This is a genomic window from Nocardia sp. CA-145437, assembly GCF_050956485.1.
GTDB lineage: Bacteria > Actinomycetota > Actinomycetes > Mycobacteriales > Mycobacteriaceae > Nocardia.
The window spans coordinates 2752299-2775360 of record NZ_CP191204.1; the positions used below are offsets into that span (position 1 = coordinate 2752299).

21 protein-coding genes are annotated in these 23062 nt (G+C 68.7%); 8 read left to right on the plus strand and 13 right to left on the minus strand.

Features of this window, described 5'->3' with window-relative positions:
* Window positions 1-21: 21 nt before the first annotated feature.
* The 4 genes from ACQPYY_RS12565 to ACQPYY_RS12580 form a co-directional block, all read right to left on the minus strand.
* Window positions 22-927: a helix-turn-helix domain-containing protein gene (locus ACQPYY_RS12565; RefSeq protein ID WP_433593860.1), complete on the minus strand. Its 906-nt coding sequence runs from the start codon at window positions 925-927 to the stop codon at window positions 22-24.
* Between the two features lie 244 nt (window positions 928-1171).
* On the minus strand, window positions 1172-1840 hold the full coding sequence (locus tag ACQPYY_RS12570; protein WP_379096894.1) for a hypothetical protein: 669 nt from the start codon (window positions 1838-1840) through the stop codon (window positions 1172-1174).
* A 178-nt stretch (window positions 1841-2018) separates the two neighbouring features.
* Window positions 2019-2384, minus strand: a complete 366-nt coding sequence (locus tag ACQPYY_RS12575; RefSeq protein ID WP_379096897.1) for a hypothetical protein — start codon at window positions 2382-2384, stop codon at window positions 2019-2021.
* Window positions 2385-2488: 104 nt separating this feature from the next.
* A complete protein-coding gene (locus tag ACQPYY_RS12580) occupies window positions 2489-2974 on the minus strand; it encodes a thioesterase family protein (protein ID WP_379096900.1) in 486 nt (161 codons plus the stop codon).
* A gap of 86 nt (window positions 2975-3060) precedes the next feature.
* Here ACQPYY_RS12580 and ACQPYY_RS12585 point away from each other — a divergent pair, with 86 nt between their 5' ends.
* Window positions 3061-3726, plus strand: a complete 666-nt coding sequence (locus tag ACQPYY_RS12585; protein ID WP_379096903.1) for a winged helix-turn-helix transcriptional regulator — start codon at window positions 3061-3063, stop codon at window positions 3724-3726.
* Between the two features lie 419 nt (window positions 3727-4145).
* The gene (locus ACQPYY_RS12590; protein WP_433593861.1) at window positions 4146-4919 is read left to right on the plus strand and encodes a helix-turn-helix domain-containing protein; all 774 of its coding nucleotides are present in this window, start codon (window positions 4146-4148) and stop codon (window positions 4917-4919) included.
* Between the two features lie 222 nt (window positions 4920-5141).
* Here ACQPYY_RS12590 and ACQPYY_RS12595 read toward each other — a convergent pair whose 3' ends face one another.
* Window positions 5142-7052 carry a vWA domain-containing protein gene (locus tag ACQPYY_RS12595; protein ID WP_433593862.1) on the minus strand — a complete coding sequence of 637 codons (1911 nt, stop codon included), beginning with the start codon at window positions 7050-7052 and terminating at the stop codon, window positions 5142-5144.
* 97 nt (window positions 7053-7149) lie between these two features.
* Here ACQPYY_RS12595 and ACQPYY_RS12600 point away from each other — a divergent pair, with 97 nt between their 5' ends.
* Window positions 7150-7716: a hypothetical protein gene (locus tag ACQPYY_RS12600; protein ID WP_433593863.1), complete on the plus strand. Its 567-nt coding sequence runs from the start codon at window positions 7150-7152 to the stop codon at window positions 7714-7716.
* Between the two features lie 7 nt (window positions 7717-7723).
* Here the strand turns inward: ACQPYY_RS12600 and ACQPYY_RS12605 are convergent, their stop codons facing one another.
* Window positions 7724-8650: a LysR family transcriptional regulator gene (locus ACQPYY_RS12605; protein ID WP_379096911.1), complete on the minus strand. Its 927-nt coding sequence runs from the start codon at window positions 8648-8650 to the stop codon at window positions 7724-7726.
* A 124-nt stretch (window positions 8651-8774) separates the two neighbouring features.
* Between ACQPYY_RS12605 and ACQPYY_RS12610 the strand changes: the two genes are divergently transcribed.
* Genes ACQPYY_RS12610 through ACQPYY_RS12620 form a run of 3 tightly spaced genes read left to right on the plus strand, consistent with a single transcriptional unit; the run spans window position 8775 to window position 12882 of the window.
* Window positions 8775-10154 carry an MFS transporter gene (locus ACQPYY_RS12610; protein WP_379096914.1) on the plus strand — a complete coding sequence of 460 codons (1380 nt, stop codon included), beginning with the start codon at window positions 8775-8777 and terminating at the stop codon, window positions 10152-10154.
* The gene (locus tag ACQPYY_RS12615) at window positions 10151-10918 is read left to right on the plus strand and encodes a 3-hydroxybutyrate dehydrogenase (RefSeq protein ID WP_433593864.1); all 768 of its coding nucleotides are present in this window, start codon (window positions 10151-10153) and stop codon (window positions 10916-10918) included. Before ACQPYY_RS12610 ends, ACQPYY_RS12615 begins: the two co-directional genes overlap by 4 nt.
* Window positions 10915-12882: an acetoacetate--CoA ligase gene (locus tag ACQPYY_RS12620; RefSeq protein ID WP_433593865.1), complete on the plus strand. Its 1968-nt coding sequence runs from the start codon at window positions 10915-10917 to the stop codon at window positions 12880-12882. Before ACQPYY_RS12615 ends, ACQPYY_RS12620 begins: the two co-directional genes overlap by 4 nt.
* On the opposite strand, the gene ACQPYY_RS12625 is transcribed toward ACQPYY_RS12620, so the two are convergent.
* On the minus strand, window positions 12847-13908 hold the full coding sequence (locus ACQPYY_RS12625; protein ID WP_433593866.1) for a YihY/virulence factor BrkB family protein: 1062 nt from the start codon (window positions 13906-13908) through the stop codon (window positions 12847-12849). The genes ACQPYY_RS12620 and ACQPYY_RS12625 overlap by 36 nt on opposite strands.
* Window positions 13909-14030: 122 nt before the next feature.
* Between ACQPYY_RS12625 and ACQPYY_RS12630 the strand changes: the two genes are divergently transcribed.
* On the plus strand, window positions 14031-15743 hold the full coding sequence (locus ACQPYY_RS12630) for a DEAD/DEAH box helicase (RefSeq protein WP_357093597.1): 1713 nt from the start codon (window positions 14031-14033) through the stop codon (window positions 15741-15743).
* 351 nt (window positions 15744-16094) lie between these two features.
* Here the strand turns inward: ACQPYY_RS12630 and ACQPYY_RS12635 are convergent, their stop codons facing one another.
* A complete protein-coding gene (locus ACQPYY_RS12635; RefSeq protein ID WP_433593867.1) occupies window positions 16095-16394 on the minus strand; it encodes a DUF1905 domain-containing protein in 300 nt (99 codons plus the stop codon).
* Between the two features lie 45 nt (window positions 16395-16439).
* Complete coding sequence (locus ACQPYY_RS12640; protein ID WP_433593868.1) at window positions 16440-17207, minus strand: helix-turn-helix domain-containing protein; 768 nt, start codon at window positions 17205-17207, stop codon at window positions 16440-16442.
* Between the two features lie 55 nt (window positions 17208-17262).
* Here ACQPYY_RS12640 and ACQPYY_RS12645 point away from each other — a divergent pair, with 55 nt between their 5' ends.
* On the plus strand, window positions 17263-17832 hold the full coding sequence (locus tag ACQPYY_RS12645) for a class I SAM-dependent methyltransferase (protein WP_433593869.1): 570 nt from the start codon (window positions 17263-17265) through the stop codon (window positions 17830-17832).
* A gap of 168 nt (window positions 17833-18000) precedes the next feature.
* Here ACQPYY_RS12645 and ACQPYY_RS12650 read toward each other — a convergent pair whose 3' ends face one another.
* From ACQPYY_RS12650 to ACQPYY_RS12665, 4 genes are all read right to left on the minus strand, one after another.
* Window positions 18001-18549, minus strand: a complete 549-nt coding sequence (locus tag ACQPYY_RS12650) for a hypothetical protein (RefSeq protein WP_433593870.1) — start codon at window positions 18547-18549, stop codon at window positions 18001-18003.
* A gap of 1 nt (window position 18550) precedes the next feature.
* Window positions 18551-20284: a DEAD/DEAH box helicase gene (locus ACQPYY_RS12655; protein WP_433594635.1), complete on the minus strand. Its 1734-nt coding sequence runs from the start codon at window positions 20282-20284 to the stop codon at window positions 18551-18553.
* Between the two features lie 248 nt (window positions 20285-20532).
* Window positions 20533-20727, minus strand: a complete 195-nt coding sequence (locus ACQPYY_RS12660; RefSeq protein ID WP_246597932.1) for a DUF7455 domain-containing protein — start codon at window positions 20725-20727, stop codon at window positions 20533-20535.
* A gap of 475 nt (window positions 20728-21202) precedes the next feature.
* A complete protein-coding gene (locus ACQPYY_RS12665) occupies window positions 21203-23002 on the minus strand; it encodes an acyl-CoA dehydrogenase (protein WP_433593871.1) in 1800 nt (599 codons plus the stop codon).
* Window positions 23003-23062: the final 60 nt, after the last annotated feature.

Sequence of the window (23062 nt, forward strand, 5' to 3'; positions counted from 1 at the left end):
CCTGAGCAGCGGGCCGATCTGTCAGGCGAGGCCGGGCAGATGCTCGAGGGGCTCACGCTGAGGGTCGAGCGGTTCACGCGGCGGGTCGCTGACCCGGTCGGCCGGTGGCGTTGGGGCGGACCGGGATTCGGCGGGTGGGGCGTCCGCGGGGCGGATTCCGAGGAAGAACTGCATGCTTCCCGGGTAGGACGGGTCGTCGGTGACGCCGTAGAGCTGGGCATTGATGGTGTACTCGTGGCCGGTCACGGGGTCGCGCAGGCGCATCGCCGGCTCCGGTCGGCCGTAGCTGGCGGGGGCTTCGTCCCACAGTTCCCGGACGATGTCGAAACGGGAGAGTTCGGCGAGGAATTCGCGGGCCCCGTCGGCGGCGCTGTTGTCGGAGAGCAGTCCCCGCAATCCTTGGACGGCGAACCGGATCTCGTTGTCCAGGTCCGGGAGTACCCGGCGGGAATTGTCGTCGGTGAGATACCAGTGCAGGAGATTGACGCCGATATCCAGTCCGGGGAAGGACCGCCGGTAATTCTCGTTGCACGCCAGCACTGTGCCCCGGATATCCAGATAAGCGGCCGGATTGGGTTCGTGCAGAACCAGCGCCTGCCGCATTTCCGGGCTGACCGCCGCCGTCAGCTCCTCGCTGGTCGGGAGCGCGGTGTGGCCGAGTCCGGCCAGGTCCAGCAGGTGCCGTTGTTCGGCGGACGAGATCGGGCTGTGCCGGTCCAAGTGTCTGACGATGGCCGCGACCACCTCGTGGCCGGGATGGGTGCGGTACCCCTTCTCCAAATGCACGATGTAACTGGCGCTGGTCCCGATCCCGAATGCCAGCCGCTCCCGCGAGATTCTTCGCGCCCGCCGCAATCTGCTCAGCAGCGCCCCGAACGTGGGCGGTCGTAACCGGGGTTCGTCGAGCTCCGGATTCACCTGCAGCATTGCGCCATCCCACCGTGTCGGATCAGCGCGGCAACCCATCCGAGTGACCCACATGTTGCCAAGCCGATCGAATATGTAAATCCGCCCGAACGTAACACCCGGGAAAGGACTTCCGGATATTCGACACGACCCGAAACCTCACGCTTCGTCAGTCGTCCGCCGTAGCAACAGGTTTCGCCGCCTCAGCAAATATCCGACATATGGGACATTGGAAACAATTACCCCACAATGGTATCCATCGAGCTCAGCGCAGCGAGTAGACGTAGCGGCTGGTGGGGATGACGTCGATGTCGCGGTCGGCGCCGAAGCGGGAGGTGCTGTCGAGCATGTTGGAGAGGCGGCGTTCCAGTTCGGCGTCGTCGCCGCCGCTGCCCCAGTAGGCGTGCGGGTCGGACATGGCCTCCATGGGGAAGAGTTCCTCGACGATGGCATCGGCTCGAGCGCCGGCGGTCATGGTGGCCAGCACCGGGTTCTGGATGTAGCCGACGGCGGCTTGATTCTCCAGGGAGACCCGGGTGTGGTCGCCGATCCAGGTCTGCAGCCACTCGTCTCGGGGCATGCCCGGGGGGATGCGCAAAATCGCGATGCGGGCCAAGGCTTCCGCACGGGCGCCGCTGTCGGTGCGGGGCGGGGTCACCGGCGTGTACTCGTCGACCAGGAAGCCCTCGAGGCGATCGGCGAGCGGTCGCAGCAGCGAGGTGACGAAGTCGGCGTCCTCCACGCCGCGCATGGTCACCACGGCGTCGACGGGCGTGTCATAGGTGCAGAACCAGAGTTCCGAGGCGGCGACGTACTCGTCGCGGATGTTGATCTGCAGTTCGCTGACACCGGAGCGGGCCAGGGTAATCCGCAGGTCGCGGTCGTGCAGATTGGTCTTCAGTTCGGCCCCCCACAACAGATACGTCAGTTTCATAGCTTCACTCACCGTTGTGTGATGTGGATCATCCTGCGTACTGGACAGTAACCCAGACAATCCGCCGATCACCAGGTGATCTCGGTCACTGGGACCGATGACCGGCGCGGGAGCGTGAGCTGGTGAAACGCTTCCCGGCCGGTGTCGTCCTCGACGCGGCGAGGCGGAACCGACGGACTCAGCAGTCGGAGACGATGGGCCAGATGGTGCCGACATTGGACCGCGAGACCCAGCCCTTGTGGCCCGCGCTGTTCTTGATGTAGACCCACAGGTTGCCCGCGTTGTTCTTCTCGGTGCACACCACCTTGATCGCGGCGCCCTCGGCCACGGTGTATCCGGTGTGGTCGCAGCTCGAGGAGTTTCCGGTGTACAGGTTGTAGGTGTTGTAGGGGCCGTCCATCACCGAATCGCCGTAGATCGCGTGGCCCACATCGCTGGGGTACCAGTTGCACGCCTGCCCCGCCTGCGCGGCGGGCGCGGCGAACACCGACAGACTCGTCGATCCGATCGTCACCGCTGCCGCCAGCAGAAGTCTCACCTTCATGACAGTTCCTTTCCCTTCCCGCACACGACAATCCATGTGCGAGTCAGGAGAACGTAAGGGGCGCAGAGCTTTTGGCTCAACCAGATCAGGCTGGCAACTAATTGTCAGCGCTCGGCGAGCGGCGATGTCAGGTCGGCGAAATCCCCGGTCCGGGCCAGCGCGCGCAGCAGCTGGAGCAGATCCTCGGGCGGGGCGGTGAGCCGTCGGCGGGTGAGGTCGAGCCAGCCTCCGGTCGAGGTGACCGTGGCCGCGACTCTGCCGTCGGCGCGGGTGAAGGTATTGCGCAGCACGAAGCGCGCGCCGTCGGGTGCCAGGCCGGCCAGTTCCAGGGTGAGTTCGGCGGGGTCGAGCAGGCGCAGCTCGGCGCGGTAGTGCAGCTGGTCGGTCTGGATGACCGGTCCGAGGCCGCGGCGCGCGAATTCGGCCGCGGAGAAGCCGGATCCGGTGAAGTACTGCATCCGGCTGTTCTCCGCCGCCGCCAGATAGGCATTGGTGCGCATGTGGCCGTTCTGGTCCATATCCGACCATTGCGGGTGAAACGGGATCGCGAAGATGGTTCGCTGCCGGGCGTTAGCTAGCTGATCGCTCATGCGATCCATGCTCGGACCACGGGCTCGTATGATCCAGTTCAATCTTTGAACCACGGTCGGTGAGGAGCCGGGATTACGCTGGCCGGATGAGTGGTTACGGTCAGTTCTGCGCGGTCGCGCGGGCCCTGGAGGTGCTGGGCGAGCGATGGACGCTGCTCGTCGTGCGGGAATTGCTGATGGGCGCGTCCTCGTTCGGCGACATCCGCCGGGGCTTGCCGCGCATCCCGAAGGCCACGCTGTCGGCGCGATTGCGGGCGCTGCGGGCCGCCGGAATCATCGACGCCGACTACCGGCTCACCGAGACCGGCTCGGCGCTCGCGCCGGTCGTGCGGGAGCTGGCCCGGTGGGCGGTCACCACCGACGCCGTCGCTCTCGCCGAACACGACCTCGACACCGCCGCGCTGACCTGGGACATGCAGCGCCGCATCGATATCGACGCGCTCCCAGCGCAACCGGTCGTGCTCGCGCTGGAATTCTCCGATCGCCCGCCCGCCGACCGCCGCTTCTGGCTGCACTTGTCCCGCCGCGGCGTCAACCTCTGCCGCGACGACACCGGCGCCCCGGTCGACCTCTGGCTGACCGCGCCGACCGAGACCCTGACCCGATGGTGGCTCGGCGAAAGCCGGTGGGCCGATGTCCTCGGCCACCCCGGGGTCCGCCTGCACGGCGACCTCGCCCTGCAACGCCGCCTGCCCGCCTGGTTCCGGCGCTATGCCTTCACCCCGGATGCTCTCGCATCCGCGAGCGGCTGAATCGATCAGGCGCGCCCCGGTTCCCGCTGGGTGTCGGGTGTCGCGGATCGGTCGGACGCAGGTGTTCGCACTGCCCGGTGGCGGCACCCGCCACACTGGCTGGATCGCGGCCGGGCTGTTGCCGACGGTCGTGGGCGGCGTCGGCGGGTTCGAGTGCCAGATCGTGCCGCTGGAACCGACCGTCCATGCCGATTTTCGATGCAGCGAACCTTTGGCAATCGAATCTCCCGCTCGGCGTCGGGGTGGGAACGATGTGCCGCTCTCGATCCTGTGTGTGGCGGGCGGGGTTCGATTCCCGAGGGCTGGTTGCCTGAGCTTTGCCAGGTTTTCATCCTATCTGCTCTTTTTCAACTCGGGCACTCGACCAGTCACTACTGTTCGTTCGATTGGTACCAAGTGGAAGGGGATTGGTGTCCGGCATGGTCGATTTGATCGAAATCATGTCTCCGGCTATGCCGAGTTTCGGGGAGTTTCTTCGGCACCTGCGGGATGAGCGGAGTCTGTCTCGGGAGGGGTTGGCGAGGTCCGCGGGTGTCAGCGCCAGCTACATCAACCACCTGGAGATCGGACGCCGTGACCACCCGACTCGGCCGATAGTGGAGGCGCTGGCCGGGAATTTGGAACGGGCGCTGCCACTTTCGCAGGACGAACGGAGATACTTGTTCGACCTGGCGGGACTACCGGATATCGAGGTGCCCGAAGTCGCCGATCTGCGTGCCGATATCTCTCCTGAGATGCTGCGCCGGATCGACCGCTGCGGATCCGATCCGGCCGGGTACTTCGATTTGCGCTGGAATATCTTGGCGCTCAACGACGCGGCCCACCAAGCATTCCCGGGATTGCGGGAAATCGGCAATGTCATGCATTGGTTGCTGTCGGACGGGCGTTCGGGCGCCGTGCTGGCCGAGCACGACCTGGTCGTGGAGTCGGCCGTGGCCGCACTCCGCGCGCGTATCGCTTTGCCCTGCAATGCCGTGTGGGCGGGTCAGTTACTGGCCGACCTGTGCCGCTATCCGGAATTCGCCGGGCGGTGGGCGGCCGGGCGAGTTGCCTACTCGCTGGCGCAACCCGCGGTCAGGCTGCGAGATCGAGTGTCCGGCAAGCTATTCCGACTCGATCTGCAACTCTACGACGTCGACACCGCCCGGCATCCCGGCTGGACGCGGATGTTCTGGGGAATCGGGGCGCGGTGAGGTAGTGCGGGGCCGCGCGGGCTTCGCCTCACCCAGCAGCTCGTCCTGAACGACCTCGAGCATGCAGGTGTTGTTGTCGAGCAACCCCAGCAGCTCGTCCAGCTTGTCGTTCTTCATCCAGCCATCGTCCCGCGCCCGGGTCGGGCAGACAAGGGAAAGGGCCGCGGACCGCACTCTCGTGCACGACCCGCGGCCCCGGCGGTTGCCCGTGGGCGTCCACGGTTACCTGCGGCGCCGGCTCCGGGCGACGACGACCGCGATGAGCACGCCGCCGATGACGACGACGATGGCCCCGACCGCCGCGGCGATCAGCAGCAGCGTCGAATTCGACCGCGAATCCGTGGAATCCGCCGCGACCGGCGCGCCCGGCGTCCTGCCCGACGGGGACGTGCGGCTCACGCTCGGGCCGGAGTGCTCACCGAAGATGTCGGCGGTACTCGTGTAGCGCGGACCGCTTTCCTCGGTGCCGCCGACGGTCAGATCCAATCGCACCGGGACGGGTGTGTTCGAACCCATGGTGGTGTGGTTGGAGCCGACCTTGACCGAGATGTAGTACCAGCCCGCCAGTGCTTCCTTGTGCGACTCGTACCGGTCGGCGGCGCGGTTGGCGTATCGGATCGGCGTGGTCGCCAGCGCCTTGTTCGAGGGCAACACCGTGTCGCTGCCGGTGTAGGCGCCGGTGTCCGAGCCGATCTCCTCGCGGATCGGGTTGTAGAGCGCGGTGCGGATATTGGAGACGTTGTCCGATCCGCGCGCGCCGTTCCCGCCGTAATCGACCCGGTACGACAGCGCCTGACCCCAGTCCAGATGCACCCGGTAGAAGACGAATTCGCCCGGCCGCACCACATCGGTGTAGCGCCCGCCGCCCGGGAGGTCGGCGGCGACGGTGAATGAAGCACCGCCCGACACCGGTGTGCCCGGTCCGCTCTGCTCGACGAAGGTGATGGGCTTGGCGGCCGCCGCGGGCCCGGGGTCGGTCACGCCCGGTTCGATCGCGAAGAGCAGTTCGATCGGAAGCCGTTCCGGCGTACCGGTGGCCACCGTGTCCCACTCCAGCTGGAAGAAGTACTTGCCGCCGCCCTTGCAGGTGTCGGAGGGGTTCTCGCGTTTCTGGGTCGCCAGCTCGAACGACTTCGCCACCGTCATGGCCACGCCGTCACTGGAACTGGTGGTCTGCTGGAACTCGTAGAGATTGCAGTCCTTGCCGTCCGCGCCGAAGGCGCGCATCCGGATGACGTTCATGTCCTCGACGACGCCGACACCGGCGACCCGCGGAAACGACACGGTGCCACTGAAATACGCGGTCGCGCCGTCCGGGATGTCGATACCCCAGTAGCGCTTCTCCTTCTGGCCGATGGTGTCCAGGTACAGCCCGGGCGTCGCCACCGGGGCGGTGTCATGGCTGCCGGTGCCGGTGATCGGCGTGCCCACCGCCTTGTAGTTGCGCAGTGCGGAGGCGGTGACGCGCGGCAGCGTGCGCTGCAGTGCGGCCCCGTCGGCGGCGTCGGTGTAGGTGCCGCCGGTGGCCTGGGCCATGCAGGTCAACTGCGCCCGCGCTTTGCCGTCCACGGCGAAACCGATGGTGTGCAGCACCAGATCCAGGCCGCGCTGCTTCAATTCGGCCGCCACCTCGCAGGGGTCGGGCGGGGAGCAGGTGTCGTCACCGTCGGAGACCAGCACGATCGAGCGCGGTCCCGAAGTCGGCAGGGCCGCGGCGGCTTGCCGCAGCGCGGTGCCCATGGGCGTCCAGCCGCGCGCCTTGACGCCGTCGACGGCGCTGCCGAGCGCGGCCCGGTCGAGGGTCTCGGGCTTGTGCAGGACCTGCACGTCCTGGCACCCGGCGGCCTTGTCCGCCTCGGTGTTTCCGGTGCCGGTGCCGTACACGGCCAGCCCGACCCGCGATTGGGCAGGTGCGGTGTCGACGAACGAGTGCACGGCGATCTTCGCGGCGTCCATCATGGTGCCCGCCGGATCGGGCCGTTCCATCGATCCCGAAGCGTCCAGGATCAGCATTGTCGGTGCGTAGTCCGGTGTTTCCTCCGCCGCCGCGGGCACCGTGACCCCGGCCAGCGCGATGAAACCTACGGCGGCAGCGGCCGCCCAGTGTCGGAGTGTTGCAGTGGTATTCGTCATCGTCCTCGTCTATGGGTCGTGATTCAGAACGAAACAGACATTACGGACATTCAATGGATGGTGGGACACCTGAATTTGCGGGGCCTACAATCCCGGCGTGAGTCTCACCCCCGCCGACCTGGTCGGCTATATCGATCGCGATCTCGACAACGATCTGGTGCGCTGGTTCCCGGACGCCGAGCCGGTGCGGATCCCGGAGGAATCCCGTCCCGTCGCACCGTTTCTCGCCCGTCTGGACGATGAGCACGCGGCGGCGCTGGCCGCGTTCGACGACCGCGTCCGATCGGGACGCATGCCGCAGTTCCTCGACATCTTCGACTGGTCCTACGCCTTCGATTTCGCCGGAAACGACTGCGGCATCCTCGATTCGGACTACTCGACCGAGCTGACCGACGACGACGTGTACTCCGTCGGCGCCGACGGCGGCGGCAATCTGTACGTGGTGCTCACCAATGGTCAAGTGGCCGTGTGGTTTCACGAGGAAGAGGTGGTCGAGGACGGCACCCGCTTCGACAACCTCGATGTCTTCGTCTGGTCCTTCGTCCGCTACAGGGCCGTGCGGGCAGGCGTGCTGGAGCGCTCGGCGGTGGAGGCGGACTTCCTCGCTCTGGGCCAGGACGGCGCGCTCGAGCCGGAACTCGGGCTGCTGCGCCTGATGAAGTAGTCGGGGATCAGGCGCTCGGCCGCTTCCCGAAGGTGCCGAGCAAGGCGTCGGCCTCCGCGTGCACCCGGGCGCGCAGGGCCTCGACCACCGCGGCCACCTCGGGGCGGCGCAGGGTCTCGGCGCGCGAGACCAGCCAGTAGGTGAGGCGGACGCCGACCTGGTCGGGCAGTACGCGCACCAGGTCGGCGTGGCGGTCGGCCATGAAACACGGCAGCAGGCCCAGGCCCGCGCCGGCCCGGGTCGCCTCCACGTGGACGAAAACATTGGTGGAGGAGATGGATTCGCGCATGGCCGGGGCGAATCCGGAGGCCAGGTCCAGGTCGTCGACCTGGAGCATGGAGTCGATGAAGTAGATCAGGGGATGGTCCGGCAGGTCCGCGACCGAGGCGGGAGCGCCGTGCTCGGCCAGATACGCCCGGGACCCGTACAGGCCCAGCACGTAATCGCCCAGGCGCAGGGCCTCGGCGCGGCGGAGCCGGGGTTCGCCGACCACGACCTCGAGATCCAGGCCCGAGCGCTGCGGGGACGCGCGCCGGGTGCCGGTGACGATCTCGACGCTGATCCGAGGGTGCGGGCGCTGGATGTCCGCGATCGCCGGGGCGGCCAGGTAGGCGCTGAAACCGTCGGTCGCCGACATCCGGACCACGCCTTCGAGCACGCGCTCGCCGCGCGCCCCGGTGAGGGACTTGACCGCGGATTCGACGGATTCGGCGGCCCGCAGGGCGGCACGGCCCAGATCGGTGAGTTCCCATCCACCCGAGCCGCGGTCCAGGACCCGTCCGCCGAGCGCCCGTTCGAGCGCTGCGATGCGGCGCGAGATCGTGGTGTGGTTGATGCCGAGTTCGTCGGCCGCGGAGACGTATCGACCGCTGCGGCCGACCGCGAGCAGCACCAGCAGATCGTCGGGGCTCGGGGTGGCGGAGGTCGCGCTCATTTCTGCATATTTGCAGATATCGGTTGCGAAAGTGGTTATTGCAGCGACTTCGGTCTGCACGAATACTCTCCTTCAGTGCTGTGGGCTGCGTCACAACGCGGCCCGTGTGTGAAGGAGATCAGGCATGAGCGTCCGAGAAGCGGTGCGGCAGGCGGGAACCGGTCCCGCCGCACTCCGGAGGGTGGTGGCGGCCTCCATGGCCGGCACCGTCGTGGAGTGGTACGAGTTCTTCCTCTACGGCACCGCGGCGACGCTGGTGTTCAACAAGGTGTTCTTCGCCAAGGGCACCAGCGATCTGGATGCCATCCTCGCCGCGTTCATCACCTACGCGGTCGGCTTCGCGGCGCGCCCGATCGGCGGAATCGTGTTCGGGCACTTCGGTGATCGGCACGGCCGCAAGAAGCTGCTGCAGCTGAGCCTGGTGCTGGTCGGCGCGGCCACCTTCCTGATGGGCTGCCTGCCCACCTTCGCGCAGGTCGGCTACCTGGCTCCGGTGCTGCTGGTGACGCTGCGATTCATCCAGGGCTTCGCCATCGGCGGCGAATGGGGCGGCGCGGTACTGCTGGTGGCCGAGCACAGCCCGAGCCGGGGCCGCGCGTTCTGGGCGTCGTGGCCACAGGCGGCGGTGCCGCTCGGGAACATGACCGCCACCGTCGTGCTGCTGGTGCTGACCTCGTCGCTGTCGGACGCGGCGTTCCTGTCGTGGGGCTGGCGGGTCGCCTTCTGGCTCTCGGCGGTGGTGGTGCTGATCGGCTACTACGTGCGCAGCAAGATCACCGACGCGCCCATTTTCCTTGCGGCGCAACAGCAGGCGGAGCGGGAGAAGGCCGATTCGTTCAGCCCGTTCGAGGTGCTGAAGCGCTACCCGCGCGGTGTGTTCACGGCGATGGGCCTGCGCTTCGGCGAGAACATCATGTACTACCTGGTCGTCACCTTCTCCATCACCTATCTCAAGGTGCACGTCGGCGCGAACACCAAGGTGATCCTGTGGTGGCTGCTGGCCGCGCACGCCGTGCATTTCCTGGTGATCCCGCTGGCGGGGCGGCTCAGCGACCGATACGGGCGCAAGCCCATCTATCTCATCGGCGCACTGGCGGCGGGGACCTGGGGCTTCTTCGGATTCGCGATGATGGACTCCAAGCACAATGCCCTGATCCTGCTCGCCGTCATCATCGGGCTGGTGTTCCACGCCCTCATGTACGCGGCGCAGCCGGCGATCATGGCCGAGATGTTCCCCACCCGCATGCGGTATTCCGGTGTGTCCCTGGGCTATCAGGTGACCTCCATCGTGGCCGGGTCGCTCGCGCCGATCATCGCGGTGAAGCTGCTGGACGTCTACAAGTCCGCGGTGCCGATCGCCGTGTACCTGGCGGCCGCGTGCGCGGTGACCGTGATCGCGGTGCTGTGCGCGAAGGAGACGAAGGGCCTCGACCTCGAGGCCGTCGACCGCGCCGACGCGGAAGAGACCGCGACGCAGGCTGATTCGAAGACGGTGAGCGCATGAGGCCGGGCGATCGCGGCGAGGGTGACCTACACGGGCGGACGGTGCTGGTCACCGGCGGCGGAAGCGGGATCGGCGCGGCGTGCGCGCGGGAACTGGCCCGGCACGGCGCGGCGGTGCGGGTCGCCGACATCGACGGGGTGGCCGCCAAGACGGTGGCCACCGAGGTCGGCGGCACCGCATGGGAAGTCGACCTGTCCGACGTCGCCGCCCTGGAGAACCTGGAATTGGACGTCGACATCCTCGTCAACAATGCCGGCGTCCAAACCGTCGCTCCCATCACCGAATTCCCGCCCGAACGGTTCCGGACCATGCTCGCGCTCATGGTGGAGGCGCCGTTCCTGCTCACCCGCGCCGCGCTGCCGCACATGCAGCGGCAGCGGTTCGGGCGGATCGTCAACGTCTCCTCCGTGCACGGCCTGCGCGCCTCGGCCTTCAAGTCCGCGTATGTGACGGCCAAGCACGCCCTCGAAGGTCTGTCGAAGGTGACGGCGCTGGAGGGCGGGCCGTTCGGGATCACCAGCAACTGCGTCGATCCGGGCTACGTGCGGACCCCCTTGGTGGACAAGCAGATCGCCGATCAGGCCAAGGCGCACGGGATCGCCGAGCAGGAGGTGGTCGAGACCGTCATGCTGACCGAGAGCGCGATCAAACGGCTCGTCGAACCGGAGGAGGTCGCCTCGCTGGTCGGCTGGCTCACCTCCGACATGGCGGGCATGGTGACCGGTGCTTCGTACACCATGGACGGTGGATGGAGCGCACGATGACAGGGATCTTCGCGCCGGCGGGCGGCCCCGAGCCGCAGTGGACACCGGGACTCGACGTCATCGAGGACGCGCGGATCACCCGGTTCGCGCGGTTCGTCACCGCGCGGACCGGCGTGCGCCTGCCCGACTATCGAGCGCTGTGGCAGTGGTCGGTCGATGATCTGCCCGGCTTCTGGCGAGCGGTGTGGGACTGGTTCGAGCTCGGCGACGTGCCCGGTGCGGTGCTGGCCGACGACTCCATGCCGGGAGCCCGCTGGTTCCCCGGCGCCACGGTCAACTACGTCGATCAGGTGGTGCGGCAAGCGCGCACCGACCGGCCCGCCATCGTGACATTGCGCGAGGACGCCCCGCCGGGCGAGCTGTCCTGGACGGAATTGCTCACGCGCACAGGCGCGCTCGCCCGGTCGCTGCGCACCCTGGGTGTCGGACCCGGGGATCGGGTGGCCGGGTACCTGCCCGATATCGCCGAGACGGTCATCGCCTTCCTCGCCACCGCGAGCATCGGCGCGATCTGGAGTGTCTGCGGGCAGGACTATTCGGCCCAGGCCGCGCTCGACCGGCTCGGGCAACTGGAGCCGACGGTGCTGATCACCGCCGACGGCTACCGGTACGCGGGCCGGGCGCACGACAAGCGCGACGAGATCGCGGCATTGCGCGCCGGATTGCCCACCCTGCGGGCGACCGTGGCGGTCTCCCGGCTCGGGCTCGCGGTGAACGGAGCCCTGACCTGGGACAGCGTCGCCTCGATGGAGTGGGCCGGGTCCGGAATCGACACGGTGGCAGTGGATTTCGACCACCCGCTGTGGGTCCTGTACTCCTCGGGCACCACCGGAAAACCGAAGGGAATCGTGCACGGGCACGGCGGGGTGCTGCTCGAACACCTGAAATCGCTGTCCCTGCAATCGGATATCGGGCCCGAGGACACCTTCTTCTGGTACACCAGCCCGTCCTGGATGATGTGGAACTACCAGGTCGCCGGATTGCTCGTCGGGGCCACCATCGTCTGCTACGACGGCAGCCCCGCCCACCCCACGCCGGACGGATTGTGGCGGTTGGCGGCCCGCACCCGCGCGACCGTGGTGGGCACCAGCCCCGGATACCTGCTCGCCTGCGAGAAAGCCGGCGCGGCACCGGGCCGCGACCACGACCTGTCAGCCCTGCGGTCGGTCGGCGTCACGGGTGCGGCACTGCCGCCGTCGTCCTCACTCTGGGTGCGCCACGCCGTGGGTGAGCACGTGCCGGTGTCCTCGATCAGCGGCGGCACCGATGTGGTGTCGGCCTTCTGCGGCGGCGTGCGGACGGTGCCGGTCTGGCCCGGGGAGCTGTCCGCCCCCTATCTCGGTGTGGCGCTGGACTCCTGGGACGAACACGGCCGCCCCACCCGGGGCGAGGTGGGGGAGCTGGTGATCACCGCGCCCATGCCGTCGATGCCGCTGCGATTCTGGAACGACCCCGACGGCGCCCGATACCGCGAGGCGTACTTCGACGCCTACCCCGGTGTGTGGCGGCACGGGGACTGGATCACCCGCACCGAACGCGGCAGCGTGATCGTGCACGGCCGTTCGGACTCCACCCTCAACCGCAACGGGATTCGCATGGGTAGCGCGGACATCTACCGAGCCGTGAGCGCCCTGCCCGAGATCGCCGACGCGCTGGTGCTCGGCGTCGAGCAGCCCGGCGGCGGTTATTGGATGCCGTTGTTCGTCGTGCTCGCCGACGGCGCCGAGCTGACCGACGAGGTGCGCCACCGGGTGAATACGGCCATCCGCAGCGAACTCTCGGCGCGGTACGTACCCGACGAGATCATCGCCGCCCCGGGCATCCCGCACACGCGGACCGGCAAGAAGCTCGAAGTCCCGCTGAAGAAACTCTTCCAGGGCCGTGATCCCGGCGAGGTCGTCGCGCGCGGGGCCGTCGACCGCCCCGAACTACTGGACTGGTTCGCGGCACTGCGGCCCGGGTGACCCGTCCGGCTCAGGTGATCGCCCGGGCTCCGGATCACTCGATTCCGGCGCGGGCGGTCTGCGCGACTGCCACCAGTCGCGGAGCTGATCCCAGCGGGTGGCGCGCGCGGGCCAGAACTCCTCGACGCTGGCATTGAACTCCGCGCCGAGGATGATCGCGAAGCCCAGGAAGAAGGTGAACAGCAGGAAGGCGATCGGGGCGGCGAGCGCGCCGTAGGAGATGCCGGTGCGGGTGATCCAGGCCAGGTAGCGGCGCAGGCCCTCGCTGGCGGCCATGAAGAAGACGCCCGCGACCAGTGCCCCGCCGAAGAGGCGATGCCACGGCAGGGTGCGGTGCAGCGCGGTCTTGTAGAGGAAGGTCAGCCCGACGATCAGCAGCAGACCGGTGGCCGGGTAGTAGAAGGCGTCGATCAGGCGCAGACCCGGTTCGCGCCAGCCGTGCGGGAGGACCCGGCCCATCAGGGTCGGGCCCAGCGCGATCAGCGGCAGGATCAGCACCGCCACGACCAGGAAGCCGACATAGAGCAGCAGCGCGAAGATGCGCTGCCAGACCGGGTGGCGGGCGGTGGCCTGGCCGTGCGCGGCGGTGATGGCGTCGACGAAGGTCGCCATCGCCGAGGACCCGGCCCACAGCGACAGCACGAAGCCCACCGACACCACACCGCCGTGACCGCGTTGCAGCACGTCGTTCACGGTCGGCTGGACCAGGGTGTCGACCACGCTGGGGCTGAACGCCTTCCGTGCGAAGCTCACGATCTTGGACTGCACGATGCTCACGGTGTTCGGCCCGAACCAGTGCCCGACATAGCCGAGGCTGCCGAGCAGACCCAGCAGCAGCGGGGCCAGCGACAGGGTCTGCCAGAAGGCGGCCGCCGCGGATTTGGCGAAGATGGAGTCGCCCCACGCCTTGACCGCGACGTGCGTCACGAGCTGCCGGGTGCGACCCCAGCGGGTGTCGGCGAGCACGACGGGGGCGCCGGGCGGGGACGCGTCGGCGTGTTGCGGAGATTCGTCGTGCGCGTTCATCGTGGTCCAAGCATCGCCTACCAGGGCTTCGAATGGGATGGGACCCGCAATGTGTCGTGCGGCACTCGAAGGGGCTGTGTCGGATTGGAAAGCAGTCGGTCGCACTCGCTAATCTCTTCCGAGTGACTTCGGGTGGTGGCGGTTCGCTACGTGCATGGCAACGCAGGGCGCTGACGAAGTATCTGACTGCCAAGCCACGGGACTTCCTCGCCGTCGCCACGCCCGGCGCGGGTAAGACGACCTTCGCGTTGCGGGTGGCCGCCGAGCTGCTCAACGACCGCACGGTCGACCAGGTGACGGTGGTCGCGCCCACCGAGCACCTCAAGCATCAGTGGGCGGCCTCGGCCGCGCGCACCGGCATCCAGCTGGATTCGAACTTCTCCAACTCGACCGGTTCCACCTCGTCGGACTATCACGGCGTGGTCGTCACCTACGCGCAGATCGCGTCGCATCCGTTCAAGCACCGGGTGCGCACCGAGAACCGCAAGACGCTGGTGATCATGGATGAGATCCATCACGCCGGCGACGCCAAGAGCTGGGGTGAGGCGGTCGAGGAGGCGTTCAGCGACGCCACCCGCCGCCTGCACCTGACCGGAACCCCGTTCCGCAGCGACGACTCCAAGATCCCGTTCATCACCTACGAGGCCGACGAGTCCGGGTTCGAGAAGTCACGCGCCGACCACACCTACGGCTACTCCGAGGCGCTCGCCGACGGTGTCGTCAGACCCGTGGTGTTCCTCGCCTATTCCGGCGAGGCGCACTGGCGGGACAGCGCGGGCGAGGAGTACTCGGCGCGCCTGGGTGAACCGTTGAACGCGGAACAGACCGCGCGGGCCTGGCGCACCGCCCTGGACCCGGCCGGCGACTGGATGTCGAAGGTGCTCACCGCGGCCGACACCCGGCTGCGGCAGTTGCGCGCCACCGGCATGCCCGACGCGGGCGGGCTGGTGATCGCCACCGACCAGGAGAAGGCGCGCGACTACGCCGAACTGCTGGAACACATCTCGGGCACCAAACCGACCATTGTGTTGTCCGACGATCCGGACTCCTCCGACCGCATCGGCGAGTTCAGCAACAACACCGACCCGTGGATGGTCGCGGTGCGCATGGTGTCCGAGGGCGTCGACGTGCCGCGGCTGGCGGTCGGCGTGTACGCCACCAGTGCCTCCACCCCGCTGTACTTCGCGCAGGCCATCGGTCGTTTCGTGCGTGCCCGTAAGGCCGGTGAGACCGCGAGCGTGTTCCTGCCGTCGGTGCCGGTGCTGCTGGACCTGGCCGCGCAGCTCGAACTGCAGCGCGACCACGTCATCGGCAAACCGCACCGCGAGGCCGACGGTCTCGAGGACGAACTGCTCATCGACGCCAACAAGCAGAAGGACGAGCCGGGCGAGGAGGAGAAGAAGTTCATCGCCCTCGCCGCCGACGCCGAACTCGACCAGGTCATCTACGACGGCGACTCCTTCGGCACCGCCACCTTCTCCGGCAGCGACGAGGAAGCCGACTACCTCGGCATCCCGGGCCTGCTCGACGCCGACCAGATGCGCGCGCTGCTGCGCGAACGCCAGTCCCGCCAACTCCAGGACCGCAGCGCCGCCGCCGAGGCCCGCCCGTCCGGGGCCGGCGTGGAGGCGGCCGCCGAACGCGCCGCCACCGCCGACCGCCTGGGGGAATTGCGCCGCGAACTCAACAGCCTGGTCGCCATGCACCACCACCGCACCGGCAAACCGCACGGCGTCATCCACGGCGACCTGCGCCGCGAATGCGGCGGCCCGCCCACCGCGCTGGCCACGGCCGACCAACTCTCGCAGCGCATCGCCGCCCTGCGCCGGGTCTGAGCCGGGCGTCCCGCGCCCGACACGGACGAGAGCACTTGTCGCCGACCGCGTCCCGACATGTCTGTGACGATGCCGGATCCGGTCATCGCGGCGCGATCTCGGCCGGCATCCACCGCAGGTGCGGACCCCGCCGATCTCGATGACGGTGTTCGTCGCCGACTGATCGAGACATCGGCGCGCGGCCGGGCGACGTGACCGGCCGAGCCGGATGGGACGAACGGCAACGCCGGCGTGAACCTGGCGCGCGGGGTAGGTGAGGCTGAGGCCGGTCCCGGGGCGAGGGCCGGGCGAGAACCGCCGGTCCGTGACGAGAGCGCATGTCGCGGACCGCATCCCGCCGTGGCGGCGTGGCTAGGCGATCCGTAGTTCGACGACGACGGGGTCGCCCGCCGCGAGCCCCTCGGCGGTGCGCACCGCCTTCTTCATCGGCAGTACGTAGGTGCCGCGCTTGCTGTCGGGAAAGATCGAGGTGGACCAGCGGCTGGTGCCGACGGTGACCTTCACCTTGACCGAGCCGAATCCGGCGGCGGTGTGGCCGTAGAGTTCGTCGATCTCGTCGGTGACGGCCTCGGGCAGGCTCACGAAGTGCCACGCGGCCTGGGCTTCCCATTCCCAGAGCTCGGCGGTGAACGTGTACGTGGACTTCGCCATGCCCCGACGATAGCCGCGAGGACCGACAGGTTCGGGGTGCGACGCTCAGCGGGTGAAGTAGCGGGCCGGGGAGACGCCGACCTCGCGGTGGAAGGCGGCGACGTAGGCGCTCGGGGTGGAGTACCCGACCCGGGCCGCGATCCGGGCGACCGGCAGACCCGAGGCCAGCAAGGGCAGCGAGGCGGCCAGCCGGAGCTGGGTTCGCCACTGGCCGAAGGTGATTCCGGTCTCGGCGAGGAAGCCCCGGGCCAGCGTGCGGGGACTGGTGGCCACCGCGTCCGCCAGTTCGGCCAGGGTGCGCTGGTCGGCCGGGTCGGCGCGCAGCAGCTCGGCGACCCGGCGGGTGCGCGGCTCCTCGGGGGTGCGCGCGCCGATGGGGATCACCTCCACCGGATCGAGCAGGTCGAACACCACCGCCTCGGTGCGCTCGCGCTGGGCGTCGGTGGTGGTGGTCGCGGTCAGGTGCAGGAACAGTTCGTGCAGGAGCCGATCCACGCGCAGCATCACCGGGTCCGGATAGTGCACCGGCGACTGATCGGGGGTCAGGAAGATGCCGTGCATGATCGCGCCCTCGAGGGTGCCGGTCCGGTGGACCGTCCCGCCGGGGATCCACAGTGCGCGCGTCGGCGGCAGCACCCAGTGTCCGCCCGGTGTCTCGACGGTCAGCACTCCCTGTGCGGCCCAGGCGATCTGGTGCTGCTCATGCTCGTGTTCGTCGAACCAGTACCCGGCGGGCAGTGTGCCGAGGCCGAAGACCATGGCGGTCGGCCCCGGCGGCGGGGCCAGCACCCGGGTCTGACCGTTTGGCGACATAATCTGTCACTGTAGTCCCTCGCGGCCATGCATGCCTCGTTCTAGCGTTATGGCCATGGGGATGAACTACTTTCACCAGCTTCTCTGCCGCTCGAGCACCTGGGAGCGGGCCAGCGCGAACCAGATCGTCCCGTGGGCGTTGCGGGACATCGACCTCGGCGACAACGCCCTCGAGATCGGACCCGGCTACGGCGCGAACGTCGACACCCTGCGCGCCCGCGTCCCCGCCCTCACCGGCCTCGAGATCGACCCGGCCCTGGCCGCCCGCCTGCGCACCCGCAAGGCCGGCACGATGCGGATCATCGAGGGCGACGCCACCGCGATGCCCTTGCCCGGCACCGAGTTCAGCTCCGTGCTCAGCTTCACCATGCTCCACCACGTCCCCACCCCCGCCCTGCAGGACGAGCTCTTCGCCGAGGCTTTCCGGGTCCTGCGCCCCGGCGGCGTCTTCGCGGGCAGCGACGGCATCGACCGCCTCACCTTCCGCCTCATCCACCTCGGCGACACCTGCGTCCCGGTCCCGCCCGAGACGATGCGGGCCCGCCTCGCCCGCGTCGGTTTCACCGACATCGAAGTCCACAGCGCGGCAACCTACTTCCGCTTCCGCGCCCGCCGCCCCGAGTAGGCCGGACTGCCGCCGCTGACCGGCCCCTCAGGTCCGAAGCGTGGTTGGACGGCCACCCCGGCCGGCGCTGGTGAACCCATTGCCGCACAGCGCGGTTGGGCCCGCCGGGTGGCGCGGCGACCCCCATCGGCACGTCTTGCCGCCGCTCAGTGAAGGACGGCTGATTGCTCAGCCGAAGAACACCGCCGGGTCGAGGGCGTCGATAGGCGTCCAGCGAGGAATCGAGATCGGGGCTTCGGCGTCGGCGGCCGGCGGGTCGAGGCGGTAGCCCTGCAGATCCAAGGCGAGCCAGGGGTTCTCGTCGATCAGCCGCACGACCGCGTAGCAGGCGGCCAGCATGTGCAGGCAGCGGGCGTTGCGGGCGCGGCAGGAGCAGTCGGTGGCCGCGAGGATCGGGGTGACCGAGATGCCCGCGGCGAGGACCGCGGCGTGCAGATCGTCGCTGAGGGTGAGGCTGTCGGCGGGGACCACGGCGGCGATGGCGTCGATGGTGGAGCGCGGGAACGAGGTCAGTTCCAGGTGGGTCACCGAGGCTTCGGAGCCGCGGTGGATGTGGGCCCGGACCACCGTGCCCTCGATCTCGGTGCGGACGCCGTTGTTACGGGCGATACTGCGGGCGCGGGGGAGCAGCGGCTCGGGTTTGGTGAGGTTCAACGGTTCCGCGAGCCGGACCCAGTCCTTGCCCCAGGCGGTGTATCCGAATTCGTTGTCGGCCATGTCAGTTCCCCCGCTTCCGGCGCAGCAGTCCCAGCAGTCGTTCGTCGTCGAGGCGGGCGAGTTCGGCGACACCCGCCGCGTCGGTGAGGTCGGTGAGCGCGGACTTGCGGTCGTGCATGCCCGCGATGTGCTCCTCGATGGTGGTGCCCGAGGTGAGGGTGGTGATGGTGACGGTGCGGGTCTGCCCGATGCGGTGCGCGCGATCGGAGGCCTGCGCCTCCACGGCCGGATTCCACCAGCGGTCGTAGTGCACGACGTCGGCGGCCCGAGTGAGGGTCAGGCCGGTGCCCGCGGCGCGCAGGCTCAGCACCAGGATCGGTGGGCCATCCGGGGATTGGAAGCCGGAGACGATCTCGGCGCGCTGCTCGGCGTTCAGTCCGCCGTGAAAGAACGGCGCCGCCACCCCGAACTCCTTGGCGCAGTGCCGGACCAGCAGTTCGCCGGTCTTGCGGTACTGGGTGAACACCAGTGTGGGGGAGTCGTTGTCGAGGTTGCCGGCCAGGATGTCGGAGCAGACGTCGAATTTGCCGGAGCGCCCGGCCAATTCGCTCAGGTCCCCGGTGATCAGCCCGGGGTGATTGCACACCTGCTTGAGTTCGGTGAGCACGGCCAGCACCCGGGTGTGCCGTTGCGCGCCGCTGCCGAAGCCCTGGGCCTCGGCGCGGTCCAGCAGCTGGTCGTAGATCCGTTCCTGTTCCGCGGTCAGGTCGCACACCAGGTCGGTGTGGATCTTGGGCGGGAGGGTCGCGGCGACCTGGGTCTTGCGGCGCCCCAGCACAACCGGCTCGAGGGCGTCGCGCAAGCGCAGCACCGCATTCGCCGAGCCCTCGCTGATGGGCCGCACGAACCGCCGCCGGAACTGCGCCTTGTGGGTGAACTCGCCGGGCACGACCAGGTTCAGCAGCGCCCACAGTTCGTCGAGGTGGTTCTCCACCGGCGTGCCGGTCAACGCGATGCGCGCGTCGGCGGGAATCGCCCGCGCCGCCTTGGCGACCTGGGTGCGCGGATTCTTGAGCACCTGAGCCTCGTCGAAAACGACGCTCGCCCAGCGTTGCCCGGCCAGGGCCTCGCCGTGCCCGCGCAGGGTCGGGTAGCCGGTCACCACGATGGCGCCCGCGTCCGCGTCCGGGGCGTCGCCGCCGCGCCAGGCCACGGCCCGCAGTCCGGGTGCGAATCGCTCGATCTCATGCGTCCAGTTGCCGACCAGTGATGTTGGACACACTACGAGTTGTGGCCCGTCTCCGGCCTTCCCGAGGAGGTAGCCGATGGCCTGCACGGTCTTGCCGAGGCCCATCTCGTCGGCCAGTACCGCGCCGCCGTGTGTGGCGGTCGTCTCACGCAGCCAGGTGATGCCGCGCGCCTGATACGGCCGTAGCTCGGCCTTCAGCCCGGAGCGCAGCTCGGCGCTCAGCGCGACGGTGTCGCGCAGCGCCCGCAGGGTCCGGGCCGCGGACACCACGGCCGTTCCGGTGGCGTTGGGGACGGCGTGCGCGGCCGTGGGCAGGAGGCGGATCTCGAGGCCGTCGTCGAGGGCTTCGCGTAACCGATGTATTGATTCGCCGGGATTGGCGATAGCCAGAGTGCATAACCGTTCCGGTTCCACCAGAGCGCATTCCACGTCGGCGACGCCGATGCCGTCGCGGTCCGGGACGGCCAGGGCGAGGGTCTGCACCTCACCCAGTTCGCGCGGCGCGGGTCCGGGACCGTGGCCGGTCCACGTCCAGAGCGCGACCATATGACGATCCAGCAGGTAGGTGGCTTGCGAGGTCTGCGGCACCCATCCGTTGTACCCGGCCGGACTTGTCGGGCGCACATGACGCTTCTCGCGTTGCGCGCAGTACTTTTCACGTGTCTTCGGCCACAGTTGTGATCGCTACCACGTTTTATAGCAGCCATGCATAGCGAAAGCGGGCGACCTGCCGGTCGCCCGCTTTCGGGGTTTTCTGTTGGGAAGATGGAATTGTCGTGAGTTGGGAGGAGCTGTTACAGCGCCGGTGCCGACTCCGAGTCGATCACGGCCTCGAGCTCACGAAGACGGTCCATGTGCTCATTGGCGTGATGCTGGCAGAAGAGCAACTCTCCACCTGCGGGCAAGGTCGCGCGCACGCGCGCAGCCGCCCCGCAGCGGTCGCAACGATCGACCGCGGTCAGTGGGGTGCTTGTCAGGGTTCCTGGCATGACTCCTCCGTCCTGGCTCTGGGTGTTCACGCACCGTTCGCCTGGTGTGGGGGCCCGCGGACCATTCCGCGAACCTCGCTACCGCTACTTCCCAGCAGTGGCTTGTTGACTACTCTGTCAGACGTTCGGCGAGAGGACTTTGTTCCCGTGCAGTTTCCCGTGTGTTTTCAGTAACACGACCTGGGATTTCGCTGAAAGCGAACAGGTCCTGGTGACTGCCCATTAGGACGGAGGAACCTCCCGTTCGAACACGCTGATCGAGTTGTCTATCGGGAGACTACCCGGGCGCACCGACACTCACACTCCGATTGGCTGTCGTGCCCTGCGCGCCAGCAAACCGTAATCAAGGCGGCTGAATCGGAGACCTGGCCGCGACCGGCGCGACCTCGAGTTCACCGGGGGCCTCGATACCATCAGGGGGTATGCCCTTCCTGCATCGTTCGCCCATCGCGAACGGCCGCGCCGCTCGGCGTGTTCAGAACCAGGATTCGTCGAGTTCCACGGTGGTGCGATCGCCGGAGTCGAGCAGGTCGAATTGCGGTGCGGTGCGGGGGAGTTCCCAGCGGAAGAAGTACCGCGCGGCCAGTCGCTTGCCGTGGCCGAAGGCCGACTCGGGCAGCGCGTGAGCGGCCACCGCCTGCTCGAGCCAGATCCAGGCCAGCACCACATGGCCGAACGCCTCCAGATAGACCGCCGAATTGGTCAGCGCCGCTTCGGGGTTGCCCGTGCCCCACAGGCCCGCCGTGGTGGCGGCCAGCCGGCCCATGGCGGCCTCCAGGGCGTCGGCGAATCCGGCCAGCTCGGCGTCGCCCGCGCCGCGGGCCGCGGCGCCGGTGGCCGCCATCGTCTCCAGCAGGGCCGCCAGGGCGGCGCCGTTGTCGAGGGTGACCTGCCGGCCGAGCAGGTCCATGCTCTGAATGCCGTGGGTGCCTTCGTGAATCGGGTTGAGGCGATTGTCGCGGTAGTGCTGTTCCACGTCGTAGTCGCGGGTGTAGCCGGCGCCGCCGTGGATCTGGATGGCCAGGTCGTTGGCGGTCAGGCACCACTGGCTGGGCCAGGACTTGGCGATCGGGGTCAGGATGCGCAGCAGCGTGCCCGCCCGCTCGCGGCCGGATTCGGTTGCCGCGGTGCGGTGCTCGTCGACCAGCTTGCCGCAGTAGAGCTGCAGCGCCAGCGCGCCCTCGGCATAGGCCTTCTGCGCCAGCAGCATGCGCCGCACGTCCGGGTGCTCGATGATCGGGACCTGCGCGCCGCCGCGGGCGCTGACCGGGCGGCCCTGCGGGCGGGTGCGCGCGTAGTCGAGCGACTTCAGGTAGCCGGTGTAGCCGAGCGCGGTGGACGCCAGGCCGACGCCGATGCGGGCCTCGTTCATCATCGTGAACATCTGCGCCAGACCGTGATTCGGCTCGCCCACCAGATAGCCGACCGCACCCGGCTCGCCGCCGGGGGTGAAGTTGCCGTCGCCGAACACCGGCGCGGTGTTGACGGTGCCGCGCCAGCCCATCTTGTGGTTGATGCCCGACAGCACGACATCGTTGTGCACGGTCGGTTCGCCGTCGGCGTCGGGCAGGAACTTCGGTACTACGAACAGTGAGATGCCGCGGGTGCCCTCCGGCGCGCCCGGGATCCGGGCCAGCACCAGATGCACGATGTTCTCCGACAGTTCGTGGTCGCCGCCGGAGATCCACATCTTGTGTCCGAACACGCGGTAGGAGCCGTCCGCCGCGGGCACGGCCCGGGTGGTGATGTCGGCCAGGCTGGACCCGGCCTGCGGCTCCGACAACGCCATGGTGCCGAAGCTGCGGCCCTCCAGCATGGGGCGCACGTAGGCGTCGATCTGCTCCGGGCTGCCGTGCGCGGCAAGCAGATTCGCGTTGCCGGTGGTCAGCAGCGCGTAGGCGGCGGTGCCGACATTGGCCGCGTGGAACCACGACATGCACGCGGTGTAGACCGAGTGCGGCAGCTGCATCCCGCCGACCTCGTAATCCATTGCCGCGCCGATCATTCCGGCGTCGGCGAAGGCTCGCAGCGCCTTGCCGACGGCGGGGATGATGTGCACGCGCTCGCCGTCGAAGCTGGGCTCGTGCAGATCGTTCTCGCGATTGTGCGGGGCGAAGTAGGCCGCGGCCAGGTCCTGGCACAGGCGCAGCACCTGGTCGAAGGTGTCGCGGGAGTGGTCGGCGAAGCGGTCCCGGGTGGTCAGGGACTCCACGTCGAGCCAGTCGTAGAGCAGGAACTCGAGGTCGCGCGCGGACATGATGGTGGAGGGGTTCATGGTTCCTCGGACGGTCGGGTACGTGAAGTCGTACCTGACGGTCTACCAGATGACCGGTCC

Excerpts from the sequence above, each read along its gene's own strand:
- ACQPYY_RS12565 (WP_433593860.1), bottom strand. The coding sequence starts at position 927 with ATGCTGCAGGTGAATCCGGAGCTCGACGAACCCCGGTTACGACCGCCC.
- ACQPYY_RS12570 (WP_379096894.1), bottom strand. The coding sequence starts at position 1,840 with ATGAAACTGACGTATCTGTTGTGGGGGGCCGAACTGAAGACCAATCTG.
- ACQPYY_RS12575 (WP_379096897.1), bottom strand. The coding sequence starts at position 2,384 with ATGAAGGTGAGACTTCTGCTGGCGGCAGCGGTGACGATCGGATCGACG.
- ACQPYY_RS12580 (WP_379096900.1), bottom strand. The coding sequence starts at position 2,974 with ATGAGCGATCAGCTAGCTAACGCCCGGCAGCGAACCATCTTCGCGATC.
- ACQPYY_RS12585 (WP_379096903.1), top strand. The coding sequence starts at position 3,061 with ATGAGTGGTTACGGTCAGTTCTGCGCGGTCGCGCGGGCCCTGGAGGTG.
- ACQPYY_RS12590 (WP_433593861.1), top strand. The coding sequence starts at position 4,146 with ATGGTCGATTTGATCGAAATCATGTCTCCGGCTATGCCGAGTTTCGGG.
- ACQPYY_RS12595 (WP_433593862.1), bottom strand. The coding sequence starts at position 7,052 with ATGACGAATACCACTGCAACACTCCGACACTGGGCGGCCGCTGCCGCC.
- ACQPYY_RS12605 (WP_379096911.1), bottom strand. The coding sequence starts at position 8,650 with ATGAGCGCGACCTCCGCCACCCCGAGCCCCGACGATCTGCTGGTGCTG.
- ACQPYY_RS12610 (WP_379096914.1), top strand. The coding sequence starts at position 8,775 with ATGAGCGTCCGAGAAGCGGTGCGGCAGGCGGGAACCGGTCCCGCCGCA.
- ACQPYY_RS12615 (WP_433593864.1), top strand. The coding sequence starts at position 10,151 with ATGAGGCCGGGCGATCGCGGCGAGGGTGACCTACACGGGCGGACGGTG.
- ACQPYY_RS12620 (WP_433593865.1), top strand. The coding sequence starts at position 10,915 with ATGACAGGGATCTTCGCGCCGGCGGGCGGCCCCGAGCCGCAGTGGACA.
- ACQPYY_RS12625 (WP_433593866.1), bottom strand. The coding sequence starts at position 13,908 with ATGAACGCGCACGACGAATCTCCGCAACACGCCGACGCGTCCCCGCCC.
- ACQPYY_RS12635 (WP_433593867.1), bottom strand. The coding sequence starts at position 16,394 with ATGGCGAAGTCCACGTACACGTTCACCGCCGAGCTCTGGGAATGGGAA.
- ACQPYY_RS12640 (WP_433593868.1), bottom strand. The coding sequence starts at position 17,207 with ATGTCGCCAAACGGTCAGACCCGGGTGCTGGCCCCGCCGCCGGGGCCG.
- ACQPYY_RS12645 (WP_433593869.1), top strand. The coding sequence starts at position 17,263 with ATGGGGATGAACTACTTTCACCAGCTTCTCTGCCGCTCGAGCACCTGG.
- ACQPYY_RS12650 (WP_433593870.1), bottom strand. The coding sequence starts at position 18,549 with ATGGCCGACAACGAATTCGGATACACCGCCTGGGGCAAGGACTGGGTC.
- ACQPYY_RS12655 (WP_433594635.1), bottom strand. The coding sequence starts at position 20,284 with ATGGTCGCGCTCTGGACGTGGACCGGCCACGGTCCCGGACCCGCGCCG.
- ACQPYY_RS12660 (WP_246597932.1), bottom strand. The coding sequence starts at position 20,727 with ATGCCAGGAACCCTGACAAGCACCCCACTGACCGCGGTCGATCGTTGC.
- ACQPYY_RS12665 (WP_433593871.1), bottom strand. The coding sequence starts at position 23,002 with ATGAACCCCTCCACCATCATGTCCGCGCGCGACCTCGAGTTCCTGCTC.